Genomic DNA, 22,272 nt, shown 5'->3' on the forward strand with positions numbered 1-22,272 from the left:
CCGTCCCCTTTTACATTCTTCTCATTCATTGCCATACTAAGTGAATAATAGAGAAGAGAAGAAAAGGAAAGGAAGACTGTACATGGATCTCGCTTTTTATTATTTCTTAATCCTCGGATTTTTCATTGGAATCATTTCCGGATTTTTCGGAATCGGTGGCGGTATCATCTTGACGCCCCTGTTACTCATTTTAGGATATGCTCCGAGTGTCGCGATCGCGACGAGTCTCATGCTGACACTTGGATCTACCGTTTCAGGAACGATCTCTCACTTACGTCTTAAAAATGTCGTCTGGCGCGATAGTCTCGTCGTCGGTGGCGTCGGAATCATCGGTTCGACGATCGCGACACCACTCGTCCTTCGTCTAGAGGCAGTCAATGGTGCTCATCTCGTCATCTCAATCGTTTATATCGGTCTCTTACTCTACTTCGCGAATAAATTCTTACGTCCGAAATCAACGACGGGTGAACAGACGGGGTGGAAAAATCGATATCTTGCTCTTGCCTTCACTGGTTTGTTCGCCGGATTCATTTCTTCATTACTTGGTGTCAGCGGTGGCTTCATCATCACCCCGTTACTCGTCGGAATCGTTGGCTATGAGTTGAAACGTGCGGTCGGAACGAGTATTGCTTCTGCGTTGCTGATTGTCCTATCGGGACTCGTCAATTACACGGTCGCAAGTACGAACATCGATATTCTGGTCGGAATCATGCTGATCGTCGGTGCCTTGCTCGGAGCACCGATTGGCGCGAAGCAATTGACGCACTTCGAAAGCCCATTCGTCAAAAAGTACCTCGGTATCTTCTATTTGACTGTTGCAATCAGTGTTTTACTCGAGGTCATCGGCTGGAACGTCGCTTCACTCTCTGTCCTCGTTGCGCTGAGTTTGATATTCTTACTGACACTCCTCATCTACAGTCGTCGTCGGACGAATGGATGAATCGTCTCATCACAAAAGCCGTGGTGCCTGTTTAAAGGCATCACGGCTTTTGTTCGTTTAAGCGACTCGTTTATGAGCCGTCCGTTCGTAATTCCTCGTTTGTTCAATGACCAAGTGCGACAAGAACAGCATCCCGATCAAGTTCGGAATCATCATCAATCCATTTGCGATATCTGCGACGAGCCACAACGGTTCTAATTGCGCGACGGCACCATAACAGGCTGCGAGTGCAAAGAATACACGGTATCCTTCGTTGAAACGTGTCGTACCGCTCAAGTACTCCAAGCACTTCTCTCCATAGACATACCAACCGATGATCGTCGAATAACCGAAGAAGAAGACGGAGAATGCGACAGTCCATTCTCCAAATGATCCAAGGACGCTCGCAAAGGCGGTTGCCGTTAGTGCTGCCCCGGAAAGGCTCGCATCGTGCGTTACACCTGAATGTAACCCGCCTGACGGATCCCAAAATCCTGTCGTCAGAAGAACGAGTGCCGTCATCGTACAGACGACCAAAGTCACGATGAAGGTACTTGTCATCGAGATCAATCCTTGTTCGACCGGACGTTCACTTTTCGCAGATCCGGCGATCAAGGCTGCTGTCCCGAGTCCTGCCTCATTCGTAAAAATGCCTCGTGCTACACCGACTTGCATTGCCATCATGATCGATACACCGGTGAAGGCGCCTGCAGGTGCAAGCGGCTGGAAAGCATACGCAAAGATTAAACCAAGGGCTGGTAGAATCTGATCTGCTTTCACTACCAAAAGCACACAAGCGGCACCGATATAGAGCAAGCTCATGATCGGAACGAAGATCGTCGAGATCGCACTGACGCGTTCGAGCCCACCACGAATCGATACATAGACTGCCAGCGCGAGCAGAATGCCGAAGAGTAGAAGCGGTACATGAAACGATTGCTCAAGCACCGTTGCCATCGCATTCGCTTGCACGGTGTTCCCGACACCAAATGATGCAATCAAACCAAATGCCGCAAACAAGATGGCGAGGAATTTAAATTTTGCACCTAGTCCCTTTTCGATATAATACATTGGTCCACTGACAGCTTCGCCGCGTTCATTTCGACTTCTAAAAAGAATCGCAAGAAGACTTTCCGCATATTTCGTCGCCATTCCGATCAAACCGATGATCCACATCCAAAAGACTGCACCCGGTCCGCCCATCGTTAAGGCGACCGCGATTCCCGCGATGTTTCCGTTCCCGATCGTCGCTGCAAGAGACGTCATTAACATCTGAAAGCTACTAATTTCCCCTTCACCCTGTCCTGATTTTTGAACTGACAATTGAAACGCTTGTTTCAAGCGACGAAACTGAAGACCACGTAAACGAATCGTAAAGTACACTCCCGTTCCTACTAACAACACCATGCTTGGAATTCCCCAGACCCAAGCAGATATCAGACGTAACACATCCATGCCATTTCATCCTCTCTCTTTTTCCGAGGCTTACCGTAGCATGGAGTTGTGTTTTCATACAATACGAAAGAATACTTTTTGTGATTTTACACAACAGAAGCTATACTAAAGATACTGAACGAGAGAGAAAGAAGGGATTCCTCCATGTTAGAAGCTTCATACCATTCGTTAGACGATTTAGCGGAAGCGATCGGTATCGCCTTAAATGCGCCGATTACGATTGAAGATCGTAATCACCGTCTCCTTGCCTATAGTACGCATACTGCTGACACGGACCCTGCTCGTGTCGCAACGATCATCGGTCGCCGGGTACCGGAATCGGTCATCGACCAACTCTGGAAAGACGAAGTCATCCAGAGTCTCGCTACTCAAGACGATCCGCTCATCATTTCTGCGCGCACGGATGTTGGACTGAATGACCGCGTCGCCATTGCCATCAAACAAGATTCAGAAATTCTCGGCTACATTTGGTCGATTGCTCGCAGTACCCCGTTCACTCCATCAGAACTAGCAGATTTAAAGAAAGGAGCTCTGCTTGCTCAACGTCAGTTACTAGCGATCGATATGCAGAAAAAACGGAAGGAAGAGCAGACGGAACAATTCTTCTTTGAGTTATTACATGAAGAACTATCCGAGTCGGAGATCCTGAAGATGTTTTCTAAGCTCCATGTCGCACCCCCTGGCATTAGTCGTTTGACGGTCATCCGTTTTTCAGAAGCAATCACACCACGACTTGCGGATCGTCTGCGCTATTTATTGACGATCCAACAGACGGTTCGTCCATTACTTTACGCATATGATGAAACAGATTTTATCTTGTGGATCAGCACAAACGACCGCGACGCAGAACAAGAGCGTCTACAGTTTGACGCCTTCATCCAGTCCTTCCGCCAATTACTCGCGGAGCGGTTCGATTACACGGACTTTGTCGCAGCAAGTAGTGAAGTCTTCACAGGCGTCCAAGCGATTCCCGAGCGCTATGAAGAAGCGGGCATCGTCTTGCGTTTGAAAGATGCCTTTCCATTCGAACTGAAGAACGTGACGCGTTACGAACGTCTCGGCTTGTTTCAGCTCTTGCCAATTTTTTCAGAACGTCTGCGACGACGAACGGTCCGTCTCGAAGAAATCGAGCGATTGCGTGCTTACGATGTGAAACATGCCTCCTCTTTATGTGAGACGCTAGAATGGTTTCTTCATTATGATGGGAACGTCAAGCAAGTCGCTTCCCATCTCCATGTTCATCCGAACACGATCCTATATCGGATGCGACGGATCGAGGAGGAAGCTGGTATCCGGATGGAATCACTACCCGAACGTTCCTTACTCTATTTGTACCTAAAAGCAGACCGATATCCTTTGTGATTTTACACAAAGGATATCGGTTATTTTTGAAAACACCGATAAAGTAGAGCGTTTTCATTTCTCGTATACTGAAGAAGAAGAGAAATTGATTTGTTTATTTGCGAAAGGGGATCGCGTTCACATGATCATTGGAGTATTAAAGGAAATCAAAAACAACGAAAACCGTGTTGCATTAACACCTGCCGGGGTAGCAGCGTTACATGCACAAGGACATCGTGTCATCATTGAATCGATGGCAGGCATGGGGAGTGGCTTCACGAACGAGGAGTACGTCAAAGCTGGTGCTGAAATCATCGCGACTGCTGCTGAAGTCTGGGCAACAGCCGAACTGGCTTTAAAAGTCAAAGAGCCAATCGCTTCAGAGTACCAATATTTCCGTCCGGACCTGACATTATTCACGTATCTCCACCTAGCTGCTGAGCCAGAACTGACACGTGCACTCGTTGATTCGAACATCACAGCAATCGCTTATGAGACAGTCGAGAAGAACCGCACACTTCCATTGTTAACACCAATGAGTGAAGTCGCCGGTCGTATGGCATCACAAATCGGTGCACAGTTCTTGGAAAAACCACACGGTGGTATGGGCATCCTGCTTGCAGGTGTCCCTGGGGTTCGTCGTGGAAAAGTAACAGTCATCGGTGGCGGTGTCGTCGGAACAAATGCTGCGAAACTCGCTGTCGGTCTTGGTGCAGATGTTACAATCATCGATGTTAGTCCAGAACGCCTTCGCCAGTTAGATGATATCTTTGGTAACTCGATCAACACATTGATCTCAAACCCGTACACGATTGCTGAAGCGGTCGCTGAAAGTGATCTCGTCATCGGTGCTGTCTTGATTCCAGGTGCAAAAGCACCGAAGCTCGTCACTGCCGACATGGTCAAACGGATGAAGCCAGGTGCTGTCATCGTTGACGTTGCCATCGACCAAGGTGGAATCTTTGAGACGGTTGACCGCATCTCGACGCATGATGATCCAACGTACGAAAAATTCGGTGTCGTTCATTACGCGGTCGCGAACATGCCGGGTGCCGTTCCACGAACGTCTACCCTGGCATTGACGAACGCAACGCTTCCGTATGTCCTTGAACTCGCGAATAAAGGCACACATCGTGCGCTTGCTGAAAACGATGCTCTCGAAAAAGGATTGAATGTCGCGCAAGGCTTCGTCACGTATGAAGCGGTCGCACGCGATCTCGGATACACGTACAAATCCGTTGAAGATGTACTTCACTTACACGCATAATTTCGAAATTAAAAATAGCCGATGCTTCCTTTTCTAGGAATGATCGGCTATTTTTTATGAAAAGAAGAAATTGCGGACGAATCTCTTTATTATTTCTTGAGGCACCACTCGGCTTGTCATATGATGAAAATGAAAATATATGATTTTGAACTAATAGAGGTGATTTCATTACATGACACAAACCGTAACCGCTCATTCTCATGAACTTCAGAGCCATGTCGCTGAAGTTGCGTTACTCGAAGCACTGACATCTGATACAGAAGAGAACACACGTATTGCCGCAACCGAGCGCTTACGTGTTCTCGTTCCATCCCATCCATTGCTCAACATTGCTACAGCCCATTCCCTTTATTTCAAGAACGAACTCACTCAAGCGCGTCGACTTATTGAAGAGACGCACCAGCAAATCGGCGAGCATGTGCAAGGATACATTCTTCTCGGTATCATCAGTGAAGAGGAAGGATATATGCACGAAGCAGAACAGTTTTTCCTTTCAGCCATCACACGGTTCCCGGAAGAACCGGCAGGACATCGTTCTCTTGCCGTCCATTACAATCATCGACAATTTTATGGAGAATCAGCCGTCCATGCGTTTACATATTTAAAAAAAGTTGGCGCATCTGGAATCGATACGCTGATGGCTATTGATTCCATCCAACAACTAGACGGTCATTCGATCGATATGTTGGAAACACTCTATGCGTTAATCATCGGGGTATCTCATCTCGATAAAACAGCTGTCTTTCATGCGACTGCTTCTGCTAATCAAGGTATTCAATACGAGATGCTACATGCTACATTGCGTGAAGACAGCGACGATACACTCTACGCTAAACTCGACGAACGCATTTCCAATATGCTCGAGCACGGCTTGTACGCAGCTGTTTATGACGATTCCGAAGAAAAAATCTATCGCTATGTTTTCCGTGATATGTGTCGAGATATGACCATCCGTCATGCAGGATGGCGTGCGTACCCAGACTATATTCGACTACGTTTTCTCTATTTCAAACAATTGTTGTTACGCGACTGAAAGTCAAAAAGCAAACGCAACGAGTGCCGCGATCGTCCATGGCAAGATTAAGTTGTCGAGATCGCGATATGAGATTGCTTCGATTAAGGCTGCGATGTTTGCAAGCAAGAAGCCGTAACTGACAGCGAGCCAAATCGGTTGTCCATAAAATAAGAACGTTACAGTCAAAACAAGGAATGACGCTAAAAACAAAGCGATACTTCCTTCAAAGGAACGTTTCGTCTCACCGCGGACGTAAAACGTCTTCCCGAAGCGTTTTCCGACGAGTGCCGCGAGACCATCTCCCCAAGCGAGCACCATGCTTCCCGCAACGAATGCCATCGGTTGTCGTTCGAAGAAGAATAGGACGAGTCCTGCCAATGCGAGCGGATAATAGACCGTTCCATAAGAAGGACGGTCGACGCCATGCATCTGTCCGATTCCTTTTCGTAATGTCAACAGATTGACGAGAGCAAAGAAAAGTAATGGTACGATGGCGATGTACCAGTGATCAAGCCATAGCAGCGCAAGAAATACCCAGTGACCGACAGCGACATGAATCCATTTCCGAACCGTCTCGGGAGAAAATCCGAAACGGCGTCCAACGAATTCAAGAATGACGAGAATGAAGCCGACGATTCCAATCGTGCCAATGGCAGCAAACCATTCCATCGTGATTCCCCCTTTCCTATTATTGTACGTTGTTTTAGTTGCCATTTGCCCTATTGAACCTTCATTTGATAACATAAGGTCAAATGACGTCCTAGAGAGGAAGTTTTGGAAATGTATGATGCTCAAGCAGTCCAAACATTATCAAGTTGTCTGCAACGCCTGAACGAGGGGAAAGGAATCGAACCCCTCGTCGCAATAGAAGGAACGGAATTGCCAAAGGTAATCAATCGCCTGAAACAATTCGATCCATTAAAAAATGGTTTATCGATCAATGAAATCGTCCATTTGGCAAATGCTCTAATCGGAGAACACATGTCAGCGACGACGATCCAGAACTGGACGAAACGTGAAGTTCGGGACATCATCGGCGTACCGCATCGTGGGAAAAAATACTCGATCAATCAAGCCGCCATCATCTACCTGTTGGATGATTTAAAACACCTCTTCTCGTTAGAAGAAACACGGGAACTGCTGACGATCGTCTTCCAGAACCCAAATATCGATGAGGATGATTTAATCAGCCCTCTTAATTTTTATCTCGTCTATACGCAGCACGCGGAGACAAGTGGACCGATCGAATTAACGGAGAAGCGTCTCAAACGCTCGCTCGAGCGGATTAACGCCTACCGCCCTGAAACCGTTCATGTCTTACAACTCTGCCTCTACGCCCGTCGTGTGTCGCATTTGACACATGAAGCGAAACAACGCCTCCATCATGTCCTGCAAACGACATGATAAAAAAAAATGCCATCCATGTCATGGAAGGCATCTTTTTTTTATTAAACAGCTGTCAGTGATTTAAAGTGGACGTTATTCGTCAGACTTTTCAGGACAGAGAGTAGTTCGTACATCGAGAGCTTGTCAGCATCCTTGACAAGACGGTATTCATCACCGTCCTGCAATAATTCCGCAACGACTTCTCCGGCTGCACTCCGTACGGAGAATTTTCCTTTTGTCAGGTCGAAGGAAATCGTGAACGTACCACGCTCATATACGTTGTACTCACATTTCTTCGAGAAGAGCGAAAACTTCTCGCGCATTTGACCTACCTCTTGTCCATCATGGTTCATCACGACCCATTTCTTGCATGTCGGAATGAACTTACCAAACGCTACCCCTCTACCTTCACCATTCATTACTTGAACACGACCGTTTTCGTCGTGTTGAACCGCACCGATCATTTGGTGCGCTTCATCATAAATCGCGGCATGACCTTGCGAAAAAACGCAACCCTGCACATAGACAACTTTGCGCAACAGAAATTCTCCTCTCACTGCTAAAACGTGCTGGTTTTTCGTCCCCAGTTTATTTAGACATCCTGTATAGTTTAACTTTCTTTATCTGTATGATATTTCGTTAACGAAAATGATTATTGCACCGTTTCTTCAAATTGACAACCCCCTTTTGTCGACAATCATTCGACAAGTTCAATGCAGGTTCATCTCCTTTGCAAATGCGAGCAATTCTTCCCGATCGATGAGACGAACTTGATTCGGTTCTGCCAGTTGATACGCGGCTTCTGTAAAGGTCGAATTCGTAACGACCCATCCCTCGTCCATTCCGTAGAATGGAACCGAGGCAGCGACCTGTTGAACCGCTTCGAGCCCTACAGCCGCACTGTATCGCTTCGCCTGGATGGCAATCTTATACCCTCGTTCATCCTCTATCAACAAATCTGCTCCGAAGTCGCGTGAGGCAGGTGTCAACTCGACCCGATATCCTGCTGTTTCAAATAAATCGGCAAGCCATTCTTCAAATTCTCGTCCTTCCATTCGATCGAGTCTTTTTTCAAGCGACGGCGTTAAAACGGACAAAAGAAGAAAAAGGATACACCCTACTATACTGATGATTAAGATTAAAGGTTCCCAAGAACTTGAAAAAAAATAAGTTCCGAAAACTCCTATCATGGCAAACAAAGCTGCTAGTAACAATCGTTTTCTTTTTAATTGTTTCATCCTACTTTTCCCCTCTACTTCGTCGTGACCTTTTTTTCACTATACTAAAATTCTTCGTTGGTTGCTTCCTTCGACAGGAAACGCGGCTCGTCTTGCAGAAGTAAACTAACGAGGAAAGACTGTCTTAAAATCCATGGTCGAAGACCAGTAAGGAGGTAGCTCATGGCAGAACATTCATCCCCTTCATCGCTACGGATCATCCATTCGACGTTACGTGCTATGAAAGAACCCGTACTTCTTGTCGATGCAGATGGAAAGATTCACTTTCATAATGACGCGTTTCAACACCAGTTCATGACCACTCCGGATAAAGAAACGATCCAGGAACTTTTTTCGATTACGGATGATTTGTTTCCGATCCAACAGGAAACCGTCATTTTGACGACACATCAGTTAACAGTCACAGCGATTGAAGAGACTGACTATTTTCTTGTCCATGTCGCTTCTCTTAAAATAGAAGACTTATTTGATTCAACTTTTGATGCTGCCTTATTCATCACAGATCCGGAGTTTCGGATTCGAGCATATAACGAGGTTGCCAGTACCTTATTCCGATTCGATCATACCGAAGACATCATCGGTCTAAAACCGACGATTCTCCATGACGCAAAGGAAGTTGCTACCCGCCGTCAACATCTTGAACAACTGAACCTGAAAGATTTATCCGATGAACAACTCTTCTTACTCCATGGTCGGGAAGCGGAAAATGAATGGACCTATCATCGTCTGGATGGTTCGACGTTCCATGGACGGCTTTATATGACACGTCTGCCGAATGATACGTACTTTTTACTCATTCAGGACATCACGACACAAAAACAAATCGAATGGCACCTGACGAAAAGTGAACGCCGCTTCCGACTCTTCTCGGAGTCCGTCGTCGAAGCCGTCATTTTTCATGACCATGGCATCATCATCGATGCCAACCGCGCAGCAGAGGTCATCTTCCGGACGAAGCTTGAAAAGATGAAAGGAAAAACGACGCTTGAGTTGATTCATCCGGATCATCATGCGCGTGTCTTACAACGAATCGAAGAACATCGAGAAGAACCCTATGAAGTTCTTGGTCAACGTGCCGACGGAACTTCTGTCGAAATTGAAGTTTTCCCACGTGAAATCATCTACAACAATATCCGTATGCGCGTCGCCGTCGTTCGTGATATCACGGAACGAAAAAAAATCGAGAAAATGCTTGAACGTGAAAAAAATGCCATCATGCGTCAACGTGACATCACACAATCGATTCTTCAAGCCTCTAATGAAGGATTCCTGCTGACGGAAGAGGATGGAAGTTTCATCTTCATGAACGTCAAAGCACGCAAGTTACTTGATGTACCAGGGATTGCGCCAAGTAAGATCCAAGAACGGATCAGTCTGATTCCGAATCTCGATTTGAACACTCGATTCGAGATGCTCCGACAAGTAGAAGAATTACTCGCCGGAAAACATTCTGAACTATCGTTTCGTTTTACGTTACAGCGACCGAACGAATCGAGTCCACTTTATTTTGAATTTTATGCGACGGCGATCAAGAAGGAAAAGAGTCGTATTTCTCGTCATGGTTTCTTATTCGTTTTCCGTGACCGAACTGAGGAAGCAAAGATGGATCAAGTCAAGGATGAACTTGTCAGTACCGTATCGCATGAGTTACGGACGCCACTCTCATCGATCCTCGGGTATATGGAATTGCTTCGCTACCGAGAGCAACCAGCTGATAAAATCAAACGTTATGTCGAAATCGTTCACGAAGAGACCAAACGGCTGACGACACTATTAAATGAGTTTTTAGATATTCAGCGTCTAGAGGGTGGAAAACAGGAGTATATCTTTACCTCGTTCTCATTACGCGATCTTCTCACATCGACCGTCGATACCTATCGGGAGACCGTCGAACACCGGATTGAATTGGAACTACCGGAAGATCCCGTACTCGTTTTTGCGGATGAGCACAAAATCAAGCAAGTCATGTTGAACTTGCTTTCGAATGCTATTAAATACTCTCCACAGGCGGATCACATTCAAGTCCGTCTCTCAGCAAACGAAGAGAAAGCGACGTTCTCCGTGACCGATTACGGACTCGGTATTCCACAAAATGCATTCGACAAGCTCTTTACGAAATTTTACCGGGTCGATAACTCGGACATCCGGAAAATTGGTGGTACCGGACTCGGTCTTGCCATCTGTAAGGAAATCATCGAATCACACGGAGGAGCGATTTCAGTTGAATCAGAAATCAATGATGGTTCGACGTTCACCGTCGTTCTCGAACGCGATCCAAGAAAGGAATGGAATTGATGCGGACCTATTTCATGACGGGTTTTCCCGGCTTTTTAGCGACTAAACTAATCGAACAACTAGCACGAATTCCAAATCAAATCGCTTGTTTTCATGTGCTTCATTTATCGTCAGAACGAAACGCAGCTGTTAAGCGACGCGATGACCTTTTAGAACGCACATCTTTACGACCCGAGCAACTCGTGTTGCACGAAGGCGATATCACGGTCGAACAACTTGCTTTATCGTCTGATATACGGATGATCCTGCAACAAGAGGTCACACATATTTTTCATCTTGCTGCGCTATACGATTTAGCTACGGCATATGAACCTGCCTTTCGGATCAATGTCATCGGTACCGCGAACGTGACACAGTTTGCCCACACGTGCCGTGCTTTAGAACGCTACATCTACTTCAGTACAGCGTATGTCTCCGGTCTGCGCTCCGGCACGATTCTCGAAGAGGAATTACAGGCAAGTCGCTTTAAAAATGCTTACGAAGAAACAAAATACCTTGCTGAAGTGCGCTTACGCAAAGAACTCGGAACGATTCCCTATACAATCATCCGCCCCGGCATCGTCGTCGGACATTCTGAAACAGGTGAAACACCGAAATGGGATGGTGTTTATTTTGTTTTGAACGCGATGCGTTTCCTGCAATCCTTTGCTCCTCTTCCGTATCCTGGTCGAGCAAACGCGCTCGTCAATCTCGTGCCATATGATTATGTCATTGAAGCGACTGCTTATCTCAGTCATGCACCCGTCGGAAAAAATAAGACATATCATCTGACGGATCCATTTCCACATGGCGCACGCGCGATTTTCGAGATGTTACATGTCGCCTATTATGGACGTTACCCGCGTGGTATCGTACCATTTCGGCTCATCAGTACAGCGTTGACACCCACCGTCGCAAAACGACTCCAGATGCAACGTCAGACACTCGATTATTTCATCCATCCCGTTCAATACGATACAACACAGGTCTTACGTGATTTACGAGATACCGGAATCATTTGTCCGGACCTAACAGAAACGATGCCTCGGCTCGTCCATTATTACCAAACACACGCGACACACTAAAAAAGTCCAATCGTTCTTCCTCAAGGGAAGTCGATTGGACTTTTTCATCGGTTACCCGATCAACATATTCTCTTTTGGATAACGAATCGTTCGATCTCGTTGCGTCGCGAACGTGAACAGAATCGTTAAGGAGCCGACACGTCCGAGTAACATCATGAACATGATCAAAAACTTCCCAAAGCTGTTTAACTCTGGTGTCACATTCAATGATAGACCGACCGTCCCGAATGCGGAGACGGTCTCAAAGAATAGACCGATGAACGAGAGGTTCGGCTGAGTCAACGCCAGGAACGTCGTAATTAAAGCAATGAACAGTAAACTGAAGACAGCAATCGCGTACGCTTTTTGGATTGCCTGTGCTTGCACCGTCCGTCGCATCAGCACAGTCTCACGCTGTCCGCGTAGATACGTCCAGACATTCTTTAAGATAACTGCCGCCGTCGTGACCTTGATCCCGGAGCCTGTCGACGCGGAACCTGCTCCGATGTACATCAAGACCATCATCAAGCCGATCGAGAGCGGCACCATCGTCGTTAAGTCGATTGTCTGGAAACCAGCCGTCCGTGTCGTGACGACTTGGAAGAATACGATATGAAGTGCATGAAAGAACGACTCGTCGCGTAATGAACCTAAGTGAGACACCCATTCATAGAGCATCATCGCTAAGACACCCAGTCCATTGATGACGAATAACGACAGCACCATCAATTTCGAGTGCAGAGAGATTTTTTTGAAGCTTCGTTTTCCCGCGATGTCAGCAATGACCGTAAAGCCTAATCCACCAATCATCAAGAGCGCCGCGATCGTCAGGATGAACGTCGTATCTTGTTGGAAACCAATCAAGTTATCGCCCCAAAGTGCGAATCCTGCATTGTTAAAGGCAGATACGGCGTGGAACAAACCGTAGTAAAGTGCTTTCCCAAAGCTATATTTGTATTGAATGAACAAATCGAGCGCAATCAAGAACATACCAACGATTTCGACAAGGACTGTCGTGACGATGATATTTCGAACAAGACGAATCGTTCCCCCTGGGCTATCGAGGTTGAACATCTCTTGGATGATGATGCGCTGACGAATTCCGATCTTTCGCCCTGTCACGCTCAGTAAGACGAGCGCAATCGTCATGAAGCCGAGCCCTCCTACCTGAATCAAGAGCATCATGATAAGTTGCCCGAACAGATTAAAGGCTTCCGCGATATTAATCGTCGAGAGACCGGTAACGGTTCCGGCAGAAGTCGCGACGAACAAACAATCGATGAAGGAGATATCTTGCCCCTCCTGTTGCGAAATAGGCAACCACAACAAAAAACCACCTAGCAAAATCGTCAATGTGAAACCCGTCGCGATGAAGCGTGCCGGTTTATCGAACAACTGATGGTACATCAATTCACCCACACGACCAAAACGTGCCAGTGGTGAACGTCTTTTATGCGAGAACATCTTACTCCCCCTAGATTTTTTCAGACAGAATTGTCTTTATCATACTCCCTCGAATTAAGAAGTTCTATCGAAATATGCAATCGACTAAACGTTTTCTTATTTTTTTGGTAAACTAGATAAAAGTGGACGTGTAATCATTAAAGGAGGTTGAGGGAAACAGTGGACCCTAAGATGGCTGATCATTCGATTGAGGATGTCTGGCGAAGGCTGGAACGGCAATCACAATGGATGCCTGCGCAATTGTATTATCAATTTGAGGAACTCTTGTCACTACATTTGGAGCAACCGATTCTAAATGAATTGTATCAAGTGTTAAAAAAATACGACGTACTGACCGATATAGAGCGTGACGAACGAAACGAAAGCATTCAAATGCTAATCGATGAAAACGGCGCTTGATTCTCGGTTTTTGGATTTCCGAGCAGAAGAAGTGTCTTCTGCTCTTTTATTTTTCGTTCTTATACGCATTACATACAGAAAGGTGGCACACATCAATCATGGATATCGTGTCGATAATCGGGATCATACTAGGTCTTATCACATTGATCGGAGGAATGATCTTAAAAGGTGCGCCTCCAGTCGCCCTACTTAACCCTGCAGCCCTCGTCATCATCTTCGTCGGGACAGCCGCTGCCATCATGATTTCCTTCCCGAAGGAACGCCTAAAGGTACTACCGGCACTGTTTAAAGTCATCTTTTTCGAACAAAAATTAATGACGAAACAAGTCTTACTCGGACAGTTTCTGACACTTTCGACGCAAGCACGGAAAGAAGGACTGCTGTCATTAGAAGCAGCTTTAGAAGAAGTCGACAATGCGTTCATGAAGCGTGGTGTCATGATGGTCATCGATGGGCAGCCATCTGAATATGTCGAGGACGTCATGACGCGCGACCTCGAAAACATGACGGAACGGCATCATGCCAATGCAAACATCTTCACGCAAGCTGGAACTTACGCTCCGACCCTTGGGGTTCTCGGTGCCGTCGTCGGTCTTGTTGCCGCTTTATCCGATCTGTCGGATATTGAAAAATTAGGTCATGCGATCTCAGGTGCCTTCATCGCGACGCTGTTCGGGATTTTCACCGGGTATGTCCTTTGGTTCCCGTTCGCAACGAAACTGAAGCAAAAATCAGCGAGCGAGATTCAACTGTACGAGATGATGATCGAAGGCATTCTGTCGATCCAAAACGGTGAATCACCAAAAAACTTAGAAGATAAGCTACTCGTGTACCTGACACCGAAGGAGCGTGCGAACTATGAAGCGGAAAAAGAAGCCGCATGACGAACATATCTCCGAAGGCTGGTTGATTCCCTACGCCGACTTATTGACCTTACTTCTAGCACTCTTCATCGTTCTTTTTGCTTCGAGTAATGTCGATGCCGTCAAGCTAAAAGCGATGTCCCAGTCGTTTAGCTCCGTCTTCAATGGTGGTTCAGGGATGATTACGAACAGCTCGCTCTCCACTCAAGAAGAAGAGGATTCGAAAAAACTCGACGCGCGAACGAAGGCACAAAGCTATGAAATCGCAGAACTCGAGAAGATTAAAGACGAAGCAAACAAATATATCAAAAATGAACAGCTCGAAAAAGACATCAAGGTGGAAATTACAAATGAAGGACTTGTCTTCACGATTCGTGACCGAGCCCTCTTCTCGCCAGCTCAAGCAGAAGTAAGAGGACGCTCGCTTCAAATCGCAGAAGGCATGAGTGCACTACTCGTCAAGGCAGGACAACGTCAGATTCAAGTCTCCGGTCATACGGATAATATCCCAATCAATACGGCACAGTATCCATCAAACTGGGAACTCAGTGCAGACCGGGCGATCAGTTTCATGCGTGCCTTACAACGCAATCCAAAGCTCGAACCAAAACGGTTTACTGTCAGCGGTTACGGAGAGTTCCAACCGATTGCGTCCAATCAAACAGAAGCCGGTCGTAGTCAGAATCGACGTGTCGAGGTATTGATTCGACCATTGATCGACTTAAAAGCAAACGTACTCGACGAAACGAAAGTTAAGTCCGGCACGTAAAAAAAGATCCTTCGTGGTTGGTTACCACGAAGGATCTTTTCAATAATACGGACGAATCATGATATAGACGATGACGCCAGTGAAGCTGACGTATAACCAAAGCGGCATCGTAAAGCGTGTCCATTTTTTATGCTTCTCGAAATTTTGATTCACAGCATGCGCGAGTGACATCAAGACGAGCGGGACGATGACTGCAGCTAGAATGATGTGCGTAATCAAGATGAAGAAATAGATCGGACGAACAAATCCTTCTCCACCGAACTTCGTCGATTCACTGACTGCATGGTACGTGACGTATGAAATCAAGAATAGCGTTGTCGTCGTCATCGCACCACCAATGAAGCGGCGATGATTCACACGGTTACCGCGACGAATCGAAATCCATGCCCCGAGCAACAGCATGAAGGTAAAACTATTAAAGATGGCGTTCAAAAAAGGAAGTAACGTCCAATCGAATCCTGAGTCGACTTGTACAGGTGGCGCAAAAAATAAGAGAGCCACGAGTAGGTTGATGACAAGAGTCAACAGGATGACGAGTGGGACAAAATTCCGTTTAGTAGCAGGTTGTTGCATGAATCATTCTCCTTGTTTCCAGTCGAAATAACGTTTCAACCATTTTGGGATCGGACCAGCGAATAAACGCTCACGCCAGTAGACATCAGCAGCACGCTGAACGGCAGCACCACGAATCGGATACGGATGCACGACACGTGACAGTTGACCGACCTTATCTTTACGTGCCATTGCATAGACGACTTCTTGCATCCACTCGCCGGCTTGTTCTCCGATCGCATGTGCCCCGATCAATTTCCCGCGTTTATCGGCGATGAGCTTGACGCGCCCTTCCGTCTGACCATTGATGACGAAACGATCCACTTCATCGAGACCCGTCTGGTAGACTTTGATGTCACCGTGTTTCTTACGTGCTTCTTCTTCTGTCAAACCGAGATGGAACAATTCAGGCGTTGTGAATGTTACCCACGGGACCGCTCGATAATTAGGTTTCGTCCGTAAACCAAACAAAGCATTTGTGACGACGGTTTTTCCTTCTAGTCCTGCGACGTGCGTAAACGGTAAGGAATCAATCGTATCTCCGACGGCAAAGATATGCCGCTGACTTGTCCGGAGCGAACCGTCGACTTGAACGAATCCTTTTTCGACATGAACACCAGCCCGATCAAGACGTAACGCCTCGATGCGTGGCTTACGACCGACCGCGACAAGAACGGCATCCGTTTCGATGACACGTGATTCCCCATTTGCTTCGACCGTCACTTCGATGCCTCCAGCTGACTTGCGGACATGCGTGACCTTCGTATCGAGATGCAACGTCAATTCTTGCTCGAGCTGACGTTGAATGACTTCGACCATATCACGATCTTCTTTTCCGAGCAGCGTCTTCATGCCCTCGATAACTGTGACTTCCGTTCCGAGGTGCGCGTAAGCTTGCGACAGCTCAAGACCGATCGCCCCACCACCAATAACGAGCAGCCGCTCAGGACGCTCTGTTAATTCAAAGATCGTCTCGTTCGTTAAATAATCGATCGTATCTAGCCCATCAATCGGTGGAATGATCGGTTGGGATCCTGTTGAGATCGCAAACTTTTCACCAACGACAAGCTGTCCCGCTACTTCGACTTCATGTGCACTAAGGAATGTCGCTTCTCCGATATAGACATCGACACCAAGATCTTCAAATCGTTTCGTTCCATCATGGGATTGAATGATGTTACGCGCACGATCAACGCTTGCTTTCGTTTTAGAATAGACCGCGTCTCCGTTCAGCGTCACGTTGTATTTTTCAGCCGTCCGCTTCATGACGTGCACGTCGTGTGCGGCTTCAATCAAAGCCTTTGAAGGAACACAACCATAATGGAGACAATCTCCACCTAGATGTGCATGACGTTCAATCAGGGCAACATGTGCACCAAGACTTGCTGCACCGGCAGCAATCGTCATTCCGGCTGCACCACCACCGATGACAACTAATTGATAGGTCTTCATCGCAAACCCTCCTCATACCGACGTGTGATGTCTTCCATCCGTTTACGGTTGACGCCCCAGTCAGAGTATCCGACACGTGATGCCGAACGGAAATGAATCACTTGTGCGGCTTCATCGAAGTAAAATTCGACGTCATCCTTGAAGCGAAAGACTTTACTCGTGAAGATGGCATGGATGTATGTTCCTTCCTCCTTAACGATTTTGACTCGGTCGAGGCTTTGTAGAATACGTAAGAGGTGGAACTTCGAATCCGCAAGCGTTCCTTTGAACGGGAGCGGACGCATTTTCATATCCTGTAGATCGGTTTGAGTAGATACCGCATTCGGTTTTCCGGAGAGCGGTTGAAGCGTACCATTTGAAACACCAAGTGCCATGACTGATTCCTCCGTTTCCTATCATCTGATCCATTTCGTACTATAATCCACTTTACTTTACCAGTTTCTGTTTCACTCTGCCTGTCTGAGTGTTTACGCTTTCGTGACAGGGAGCAGAATCGTCGCGATGACGCCGCCTTCTGGCTGATTGTCGATGAATAGCTTGCCTTCATGTGCTTCAACAAGCTCTCGACAAATCGATAGCCCGAGTCCCGTTCCGCCCTTTCCTTTTTGCACTTGATAAAACTTTTCCGTGACATGACGTAGGTGTTCTTTCGGAATACCAGGTCCTTCGTCACTGAAAGAAAGGAATAACACACGCTCGGAACGAACGAGTCGAACCGTAATCGCTCCTCCAATTGGTGAAAAACGGATTGCATTATCAAGCAGGTTCAAGAAGACTTGTTTCAATCGGTTTTCGTCGTATAGACCAATGACTTGCGCCGGTAACTTTTGCACGATCTGAACATTTTTCTCTTCCAGCTTTTGACGTAGTTGCGCTGCGACGGTCTCGATGATTTCCGTTAAGTTGACTTCCTGACGGTATAGGACGAGACGACTCGTCTCGAGTTTTGAGAAATCGAGTAACTGTTCAACGAGCGAAATCAAACGCTCCGTCTCTGAATGAATGATGCCCATCCCAAGCGACGCCTCTTCCGGCAACTGATCCTGTTCGACGAGTAACGTCTCACTCCAGCCTTTGATCGATGTCAACGGTGTCCGTAACTCGTGGGAGATACCCGAAATGAATTCATCTTTCAATGTTTCCTGTTGTTTGATCTGTTGCCCCATATAATTGATCGTCCGTGCTAGTTCTCCAAGTTCGAACGAATACTCCTCGTTCACCTTAACGTCGTAATGTTGTTTCGCGATTTGGTCCGACGCACCGATGACCTCTTGGATAGGTCGAACGATCGAAGACACCAGACGTGAGGAATAAATGAAGGCAAGTCCCCAAACTACTGTACCCAAGAGGACGATTGCTAAACAAATTTCAATCACACGTCGGTCGATTCGTTCAAGCGATGTCGTATAACGGAGCGCTCCCGTCGTCTGACCGAATGACACGACAGGTTCCGTCACTTCCAGCAAATGCTCTCCCGTCGCCTCATCGTCATATCGTTTCGTGACGGTTTGACCCGCTCTTACTTGATTGACTGCCTCTCGCGTCAATTTACGTTGCGAAATGAACCCTGTCGAGGAATAACGCGGAATGCCTGTCGCATCCAACACTTCGATTTCTGCATCTGGATAGGCATAAGAATCGAGTACATCATGAATCGTCGCTTCTGAATCCGTGTAATCATAAGCGAGACCACTATTTGCAAACAACACCGCACTCGCATTCGCATGACGTTTCAAGACATCCGTCGCCGTCACGTAATAATAGTTATAGGTCACGAATGAGAGAATCCCGATGACAAGTAGGACCGTCACCGTGATGATCGTCATGAATCGAATCAATATCTGGCGCTTCATTCTTCGTTACGCCACTTGTATCCATGTCCCCACAGTGTCTCGATGAACTTCGGTTCCGCTGGATTTTCTTCGATTTTTTGACGAAGACGGCGAATGTTGACATCGACTGTCTTTCGATCGCCGAAATAGTTCTCGCCCCATACCGCATCGAGTAGTTCATCTCGCGACATGACTTGATCCTCATTTTTAATGAAATGACAAAGTAAATCATATTCAGTCGGCGTCACTTCGACGTCAATGCCGTCTTTTTGAACACGCTTCGCTCCTAAATCAATTCGGAACGGTCCAGAAACAAGTTCACGCGGCTGTTTTCTGCGGCGTAATGTCTCTACCCGTCGCAGGAGCGACTGGATACGTGCGAGTAATTCTGCTGGACTGAACGGCTTCGCGATGTAGTCATCCGCCCCTACGCTTAGTCCCATGACTTTATCTTCTTCTCGCGTCCGTGCCGTCAGCATGATAATCCCGACCACTTCATCCTTCGCCCGCGCCTGTTCACAGACAGCGAAACCATCGACTTCCGGCATCATGATATCCAGTAACAGAATATCAAAGGTTTGTTGATCAAATTGCGCGAGTGCCTCTTTTCCGTTTTCTGCTTCAATGACGTCATAGCCTGCCCGTTTCAAATTGATGACGATGAAACTGCGAATCGCGTGTTCATCCTCGGCTACTAGTATTTTGGTCATTCTTTTCTCCCCCTGATTCTTTATTCCACGAGTGTGACACGATTGACGAACATTTCATAATCCTTCGTCGCATCGATCACATAGACATAATCGATGCCCTCTTTAATTTTTCGTTTTTGGTCACTAGCAATGTATTGATTCTTTGGAATGATCTCTAATTCAAAATCAACCTGCTTCGTATCCCGATTGATGAAACGAACGCGATTTTCACGTTTTTCGATCGTTTCCCGTGTCGCCCAATTGGCCGGGAAACGCATAACGAAATTGTATTCCTGATCAATGTACTGCTCTTCCCGTAGTTCGAATCCACTCTCAAGAAATGGCGGATTGTCCGATCCATTCCATGTGTAGTACGCGGTAATACGTGGTTTCGGCTCACCTTCACGCCCTTCACTACCGCCCGGCGTATATTGATGACCGAACTCGACGATTCCGTCTTGATCGACATCCTTCGGAAACGTATACATTGGTTCAACGATCTCATCGACTTGACCGAAGCGCACTTGTTCCAACGTATCGTTCGCTAAACGGAATAATGCGATGTGCATCTTAGCATCACGTGTATAAGAGACAATCAAGCCTTTATTGCGCGCAGCATTGATCGTATCGACTTCAAATAAATCATGTTCTGCGAATAAATCGCCATCTTTTGTCGCTAGCGTCGTCTCTTGACGCTTTTCCGACAAGATATCCTTATAATAGATCAAACGAGATGGACTTCCCTTTTGTAGAAGCACCATATCTCGCTCGCGATCTTGATTCAAATCATTCACCGACAGGCGGTCATACCGATCCACCTTCGTGACATCTCGTTGCTTCGACAACAGCTGTTCAATGATATATAACGTGTTTTCACCATGACTGGTAATCCCGATGACTAAATGGTTTTGTTTATGTTGCGCGTCAGATACGACTTCGAGTCGATCGATGGCTCGCCCATCAGCAACTGTCTGCCGTGTCACAAGTCGCCATTTTTCACCTTGTCGTTCATGAACGAGAAGATGAATCGTGAAACGTCCATCCTGCTCACTACGGTAGAAGGTGATCGCCTCATCCTTACCGTTTCGATCTAAATCAACGAGTTCGTATAGACGGGATACTGCTTGATTTCGTGGCGCCACGATTTCTGCCTGTTTCGGCAAATCGCGGTCAATCCGCTCTTTCAACGACTGCTCCCATGCCGGAAGGGACGGATGTTCGAGTAGAGAGGCGGGATGCGGAAACATCGTACTGCATCCTGCTAATAATAGACTTGATATGATCATGAAGAGATATTTCATAAAGTTGGAATCCTTTCCGTACGGGCTCTGTTTCCACTTTATCATACTCTCTCAATGGAGAGTATATTGTCGAATGGGACACAAGTTGTTACGATATACAGATAATTGAAAGGGGTTTGAATGTATGACGTACAAAATGATTGTTCTCGATTTAGATGATACCTTGTTGACAAGTGATCATACGATTTCACCACGTACGAAAGAAGCCTTACTTGCTGCGCAACGTCGCGGGAAGAAAGTCGTTCTTGCAAGCGGTCGTCCGACATATGCGATGCTTGATCTTGCAGAAGAACTAGAACTCGCACGATACGGAAGCTACATCCTGAGCTTCAACGGAGCTTCGATCATCGATTGCAAAACGAACGAATCACTTTTCCTCAGTACCCTCTCTCCGGAGACGGTCCATCGTCTTTATGATGTAAGTAAACGGGAGGATGTCTACATTCACACGTATGTCGGACATGAGATTCTGACAGAACAACCGAACGAGTATACGACACTCGAAGGACAATTGACTGGTATGGACGTCATTCCCGTCGCTGATTTTAAAACAGCGATTCAAACACCTGTCGTCAAGTGTTTAATGATGGCAGAAGAGACACACCTCGCGCGGGTCGAGCAGACGCTTCAACAAGAGCTTGCAGGGGAACTCGCGGTTGCTCGCTCAAAGCCATTTTTCCTTGAATTCACGGAAGACGGTGTCACAAAAGGCACAAGCCTTGCCTTACTGTCTGAGAAGCTTGGTATCGCTCAGGAAGAAGTCATTGCTTGTGGAGACGGCAACAACGATCTATCGATGATCGAATGGGCAGGTCTTGGCGTCGCGATGGCGAATGCAGCCGATACCGTTAAAGAAAAAGCCCAGTATATGACCGCTTCGAATGATGAAGATGGTGTCGCCCTCGTCGTCGAAAAGTTCATGATGGATGAAGAACCGACTATCTCAAGTCACTGAGTAAATCAAAAGCGTGTGTTCCGCATTCAACGGAACA

Annotated in this window: 22 protein-coding genes; 11 read left to right on the plus strand and 11 right to left on the minus strand. The window is 46.8% G+C overall.

Going from position 1 to position 22,272, the window contains the following annotated elements; all coding sequences use genetic code 11:
- Positions 1-82: 82 nt before the first annotated feature.
- Positions 83-940: a sulfite exporter TauE/SafE family protein gene (locus tag Q9R23_RS09545; RefSeq protein ID WP_035412101.1), complete on the plus strand. Its 858-nt coding sequence runs from the start codon at positions 83-85 to the stop codon at positions 938-940.
- Positions 941-997: 57 nt separating this feature from the next.
- On the opposite strand, the gene Q9R23_RS09550 is transcribed toward Q9R23_RS09545, so the two are convergent.
- On the minus strand, positions 998-2,374 hold the full coding sequence (locus tag Q9R23_RS09550) for an alanine/glycine:cation symporter family protein (RefSeq protein WP_214856665.1): 1,377 nt from the start codon (positions 2,372-2,374) through the stop codon (positions 998-1,000).
- Positions 2,375-2,518: 144 nt separating this feature from the next.
- Between Q9R23_RS09550 and Q9R23_RS09555 the strand changes: the two genes are divergently transcribed.
- From Q9R23_RS09555 to Q9R23_RS09565, 3 genes are all read left to right on the plus strand, one after another.
- Complete coding sequence (locus Q9R23_RS09555) at positions 2,519-3,736, plus strand: PucR family transcriptional regulator (RefSeq protein ID WP_035395605.1); 1,218 nt, start codon at positions 2,519-2,521, stop codon at positions 3,734-3,736.
- A gap of 121 nt (positions 3,737-3,857) precedes the next feature.
- On the plus strand, positions 3,858-4,982 hold the full coding sequence (ald, locus tag Q9R23_RS09560; RefSeq protein ID WP_029342897.1) for an alanine dehydrogenase: 1,125 nt from the start codon (positions 3,858-3,860) through the stop codon (positions 4,980-4,982).
- A gap of 172 nt (positions 4,983-5,154) precedes the next feature.
- Positions 5,155-6,015 (plus strand): tetratricopeptide repeat protein, encoded by an 861-nt coding sequence (locus Q9R23_RS09565; RefSeq protein ID WP_290782498.1) that lies wholly within the window; start codon positions 5,155-5,157, stop codon positions 6,013-6,015.
- A 3-nt stretch (positions 6,016-6,018) separates the two neighbouring features.
- Here Q9R23_RS09565 and Q9R23_RS09570 read toward each other — a convergent pair whose 3' ends face one another.
- A complete protein-coding gene (locus tag Q9R23_RS09570; RefSeq protein ID WP_214856667.1) occupies positions 6,019-6,666 on the minus strand; it encodes a diacylglycerol/polyprenol kinase family protein in 648 nt (215 codons plus the stop codon).
- A 111-nt stretch (positions 6,667-6,777) separates the two neighbouring features.
- Between Q9R23_RS09570 and Q9R23_RS09575 the strand changes: the two genes are divergently transcribed.
- Positions 6,778-7,401 carry a DUF1836 domain-containing protein gene (locus Q9R23_RS09575; protein ID WP_035412080.1) on the plus strand — a complete coding sequence of 208 codons (624 nt, stop codon included), beginning with the start codon at positions 6,778-6,780 and terminating at the stop codon, positions 7,399-7,401.
- A 44-nt stretch (positions 7,402-7,445) separates the two neighbouring features.
- Here Q9R23_RS09575 and Q9R23_RS09580 read toward each other — a convergent pair whose 3' ends face one another.
- The gene (locus Q9R23_RS09580; RefSeq protein ID WP_214856669.1) at positions 7,446-7,922 is read right to left on the minus strand and encodes an LURP-one-related family protein; all 477 of its coding nucleotides are present in this window, start codon (positions 7,920-7,922) and stop codon (positions 7,446-7,448) included.
- Between the two features lie 171 nt (positions 7,923-8,093).
- A complete protein-coding gene (locus tag Q9R23_RS09585) occupies positions 8,094-8,438 on the minus strand; it encodes a restriction endonuclease (RefSeq protein ID WP_235147606.1) in 345 nt (114 codons plus the stop codon).
- Positions 8,439-8,783: 345 nt separating this feature from the next.
- On the opposite strand from Q9R23_RS09585, the gene Q9R23_RS09590 reads away from it, so the two are divergent.
- Positions 8,784-10,916, plus strand: coding sequence for a PAS domain-containing sensor histidine kinase (locus Q9R23_RS09590; protein ID WP_311246961.1), 2,133 nt, complete (start codon positions 8,784-8,786; stop codon positions 10,914-10,916).
- Complete coding sequence (locus Q9R23_RS09595) at positions 10,916-11,980, plus strand: SDR family oxidoreductase (protein ID WP_251138013.1); 1,065 nt, start codon at positions 10,916-10,918, stop codon at positions 11,978-11,980. Before Q9R23_RS09590 ends, Q9R23_RS09595 begins: the two co-directional genes overlap by 1 nt.
- A 51-nt stretch (positions 11,981-12,031) precedes the next feature.
- On the opposite strand, the gene Q9R23_RS09600 is transcribed toward Q9R23_RS09595, so the two are convergent.
- Complete coding sequence (locus Q9R23_RS09600; RefSeq protein ID WP_290755368.1) at positions 12,032-13,423, minus strand: TrkH family potassium uptake protein; 1,392 nt, start codon at positions 13,421-13,423, stop codon at positions 12,032-12,034.
- 159 nt (positions 13,424-13,582) lie between these two features.
- On the opposite strand from Q9R23_RS09600, the gene Q9R23_RS09605 reads away from it, so the two are divergent.
- The 3 genes from Q9R23_RS09605 (at position 13,583) to Q9R23_RS09615 (ending at position 15,454) form a co-directional block, all read left to right on the plus strand.
- On the plus strand, positions 13,583-13,822 hold the full coding sequence (locus Q9R23_RS09605; RefSeq protein ID WP_214856674.1) for a hypothetical protein: 240 nt from the start codon (positions 13,583-13,585) through the stop codon (positions 13,820-13,822).
- 98 nt (positions 13,823-13,920) lie between these two features.
- Positions 13,921-14,706 carry a flagellar motor stator protein MotA gene (motA, locus tag Q9R23_RS09610; RefSeq protein ID WP_035412066.1) on the plus strand — a complete coding sequence of 262 codons (786 nt, stop codon included), beginning with the start codon at positions 13,921-13,923 and terminating at the stop codon, positions 14,704-14,706.
- Positions 14,681-15,454, plus strand: a complete 774-nt coding sequence (locus Q9R23_RS09615) for a flagellar motor protein MotB (protein ID WP_035412064.1) — start codon at positions 14,681-14,683, stop codon at positions 15,452-15,454. Before motA ends, Q9R23_RS09615 begins: the two co-directional genes overlap by 26 nt.
- A gap of 39 nt (positions 15,455-15,493) precedes the next feature.
- Here the strand turns inward: Q9R23_RS09615 and Q9R23_RS09620 are convergent, their stop codons facing one another.
- From Q9R23_RS09620 to Q9R23_RS09645, 6 genes are all read right to left on the minus strand, one after another.
- Positions 15,494-16,027 carry a DUF420 domain-containing protein gene (locus tag Q9R23_RS09620; RefSeq protein ID WP_056064864.1) on the minus strand — a complete coding sequence of 178 codons (534 nt, stop codon included), beginning with the start codon at positions 16,025-16,027 and terminating at the stop codon, positions 15,494-15,496.
- A gap of 3 nt (positions 16,028-16,030) precedes the next feature.
- The gene (locus tag Q9R23_RS09625) at positions 16,031-17,458 is read right to left on the minus strand and encodes a dihydrolipoyl dehydrogenase family protein (RefSeq protein WP_311246962.1); all 1,428 of its coding nucleotides are present in this window, start codon (positions 17,456-17,458) and stop codon (positions 16,031-16,033) included.
- Entirely contained in the window at positions 17,455-17,832 is a 378-nt protein-coding gene (locus Q9R23_RS09630) for a DUF1499 domain-containing protein (protein ID WP_056064860.1), read from the minus strand. Before Q9R23_RS09630 ends, Q9R23_RS09625 begins: the two co-directional genes overlap by 4 nt.
- A 93-nt stretch (positions 17,833-17,925) precedes the next feature.
- Positions 17,926-19,311, minus strand: a complete 1,386-nt coding sequence (locus tag Q9R23_RS09635) for a sensor histidine kinase (protein WP_311246963.1) — start codon at positions 19,309-19,311, stop codon at positions 17,926-17,928.
- Complete coding sequence (locus tag Q9R23_RS09640) at positions 19,308-20,000, minus strand: response regulator transcription factor (protein ID WP_035412051.1); 693 nt, start codon at positions 19,998-20,000, stop codon at positions 19,308-19,310. The genes Q9R23_RS09635 and Q9R23_RS09640 overlap by 4 nt, the downstream gene beginning before the upstream one ends.
- 20 nt (positions 20,001-20,020) lie before the next feature.
- Positions 20,021-21,226, minus strand: coding sequence for a hypothetical protein (locus tag Q9R23_RS09645; RefSeq protein WP_311246964.1), 1,206 nt, complete (start codon positions 21,224-21,226; stop codon positions 20,021-20,023).
- A 178-nt stretch (positions 21,227-21,404) separates the two neighbouring features.
- Between Q9R23_RS09645 and Q9R23_RS09650 the strand changes: the two genes are divergently transcribed.
- The gene (locus tag Q9R23_RS09650; RefSeq protein ID WP_290755363.1) at positions 21,405-22,235 is read left to right on the plus strand and encodes a Cof-type HAD-IIB family hydrolase; all 831 of its coding nucleotides are present in this window, start codon (positions 21,405-21,407) and stop codon (positions 22,233-22,235) included.
- The last annotated feature ends 37 nt before the right edge of the window (positions 22,236-22,272 follow it).

Origin of the sequence: Exiguobacterium sp. BRG2 (assembly GCF_031844245.1) — a bacterium.
Lineage (GTDB): Bacteria > Bacillota > Bacilli > Exiguobacteriales > Exiguobacteriaceae > Exiguobacterium_A.

Coding starts and splice junctions, on each gene's coding strand:
- Q9R23_RS09650 (WP_290755363.1), top strand. CDS start 21,405: ATGACGTACAAAATGATTGTTCTCGATTTAGATGATACCTTGTTGACA.
- Q9R23_RS09545 (WP_035412101.1), top strand. CDS start 83: ATGGATCTCGCTTTTTATTATTTCTTAATCCTCGGATTTTTCATTGGA.
- Q9R23_RS09585 (WP_235147606.1), bottom strand. CDS start 8,438: ATGGAAGGACGAGAATTTGAAGAATGGCTTGCCGATTTATTTGAAACA.
- Q9R23_RS09555 (WP_035395605.1), top strand. CDS start 2,519: ATGTTAGAAGCTTCATACCATTCGTTAGACGATTTAGCGGAAGCGATC.
- Q9R23_RS09595 (WP_251138013.1), top strand. CDS start 10,916: ATGCGGACCTATTTCATGACGGGTTTTCCCGGCTTTTTAGCGACTAAA.
- Q9R23_RS09550 (WP_214856665.1), bottom strand. CDS start 2,374: ATGGATGTGTTACGTCTGATATCTGCTTGGGTCTGGGGAATTCCAAGC.
- Q9R23_RS09630 (WP_056064860.1), bottom strand. CDS start 17,832: ATGGCACTTGGTGTTTCAAATGGTACGCTTCAACCGCTCTCCGGAAAA.
- Q9R23_RS09635 (WP_311246963.1), bottom strand. CDS start 19,311: ATGAAGCGCCAGATATTGATTCGATTCATGACGATCATCACGGTGACG.
- Q9R23_RS09600 (WP_290755368.1), bottom strand. CDS start 13,423: ATGTTCTCGCATAAAAGACGTTCACCACTGGCACGTTTTGGTCGTGTG.
- Q9R23_RS09625 (WP_311246962.1), bottom strand. CDS start 17,458: ATGAAGACCTATCAATTAGTTGTCATCGGTGGTGGTGCAGCCGGAATG.
- motA (WP_035412066.1), top strand. CDS start 13,921: ATGGATATCGTGTCGATAATCGGGATCATACTAGGTCTTATCACATTG.
- Q9R23_RS09640 (WP_035412051.1), bottom strand. CDS start 20,000: ATGACCAAAATACTAGTAGCCGAGGATGAACACGCGATTCGCAGTTTC.
- Q9R23_RS09565 (WP_290782498.1), top strand. CDS start 5,155: ATGACACAAACCGTAACCGCTCATTCTCATGAACTTCAGAGCCATGTC.
- Q9R23_RS09645 (WP_311246964.1), bottom strand. CDS start 21,226: ATGTTTCCGCATCCCGCCTCTCTACTCGAACATCCGTCCCTTCCGGCA.
- Q9R23_RS09570 (WP_214856667.1), bottom strand. CDS start 6,666: ATGGAATGGTTTGCTGCCATTGGCACGATTGGAATCGTCGGCTTCATT.
- ald (WP_029342897.1), top strand. CDS start 3,858: ATGATCATTGGAGTATTAAAGGAAATCAAAAACAACGAAAACCGTGTT.
- Q9R23_RS09590 (WP_311246961.1), top strand. CDS start 8,784: ATGGCAGAACATTCATCCCCTTCATCGCTACGGATCATCCATTCGACG.
- Q9R23_RS09620 (WP_056064864.1), bottom strand. CDS start 16,027: ATGCAACAACCTGCTACTAAACGGAATTTTGTCCCACTCGTCATCCTG.
- Q9R23_RS09575 (WP_035412080.1), top strand. CDS start 6,778: ATGTATGATGCTCAAGCAGTCCAAACATTATCAAGTTGTCTGCAACGC.
- Q9R23_RS09615 (WP_035412064.1), top strand. CDS start 14,681: ATGAAGCGGAAAAAGAAGCCGCATGACGAACATATCTCCGAAGGCTGG.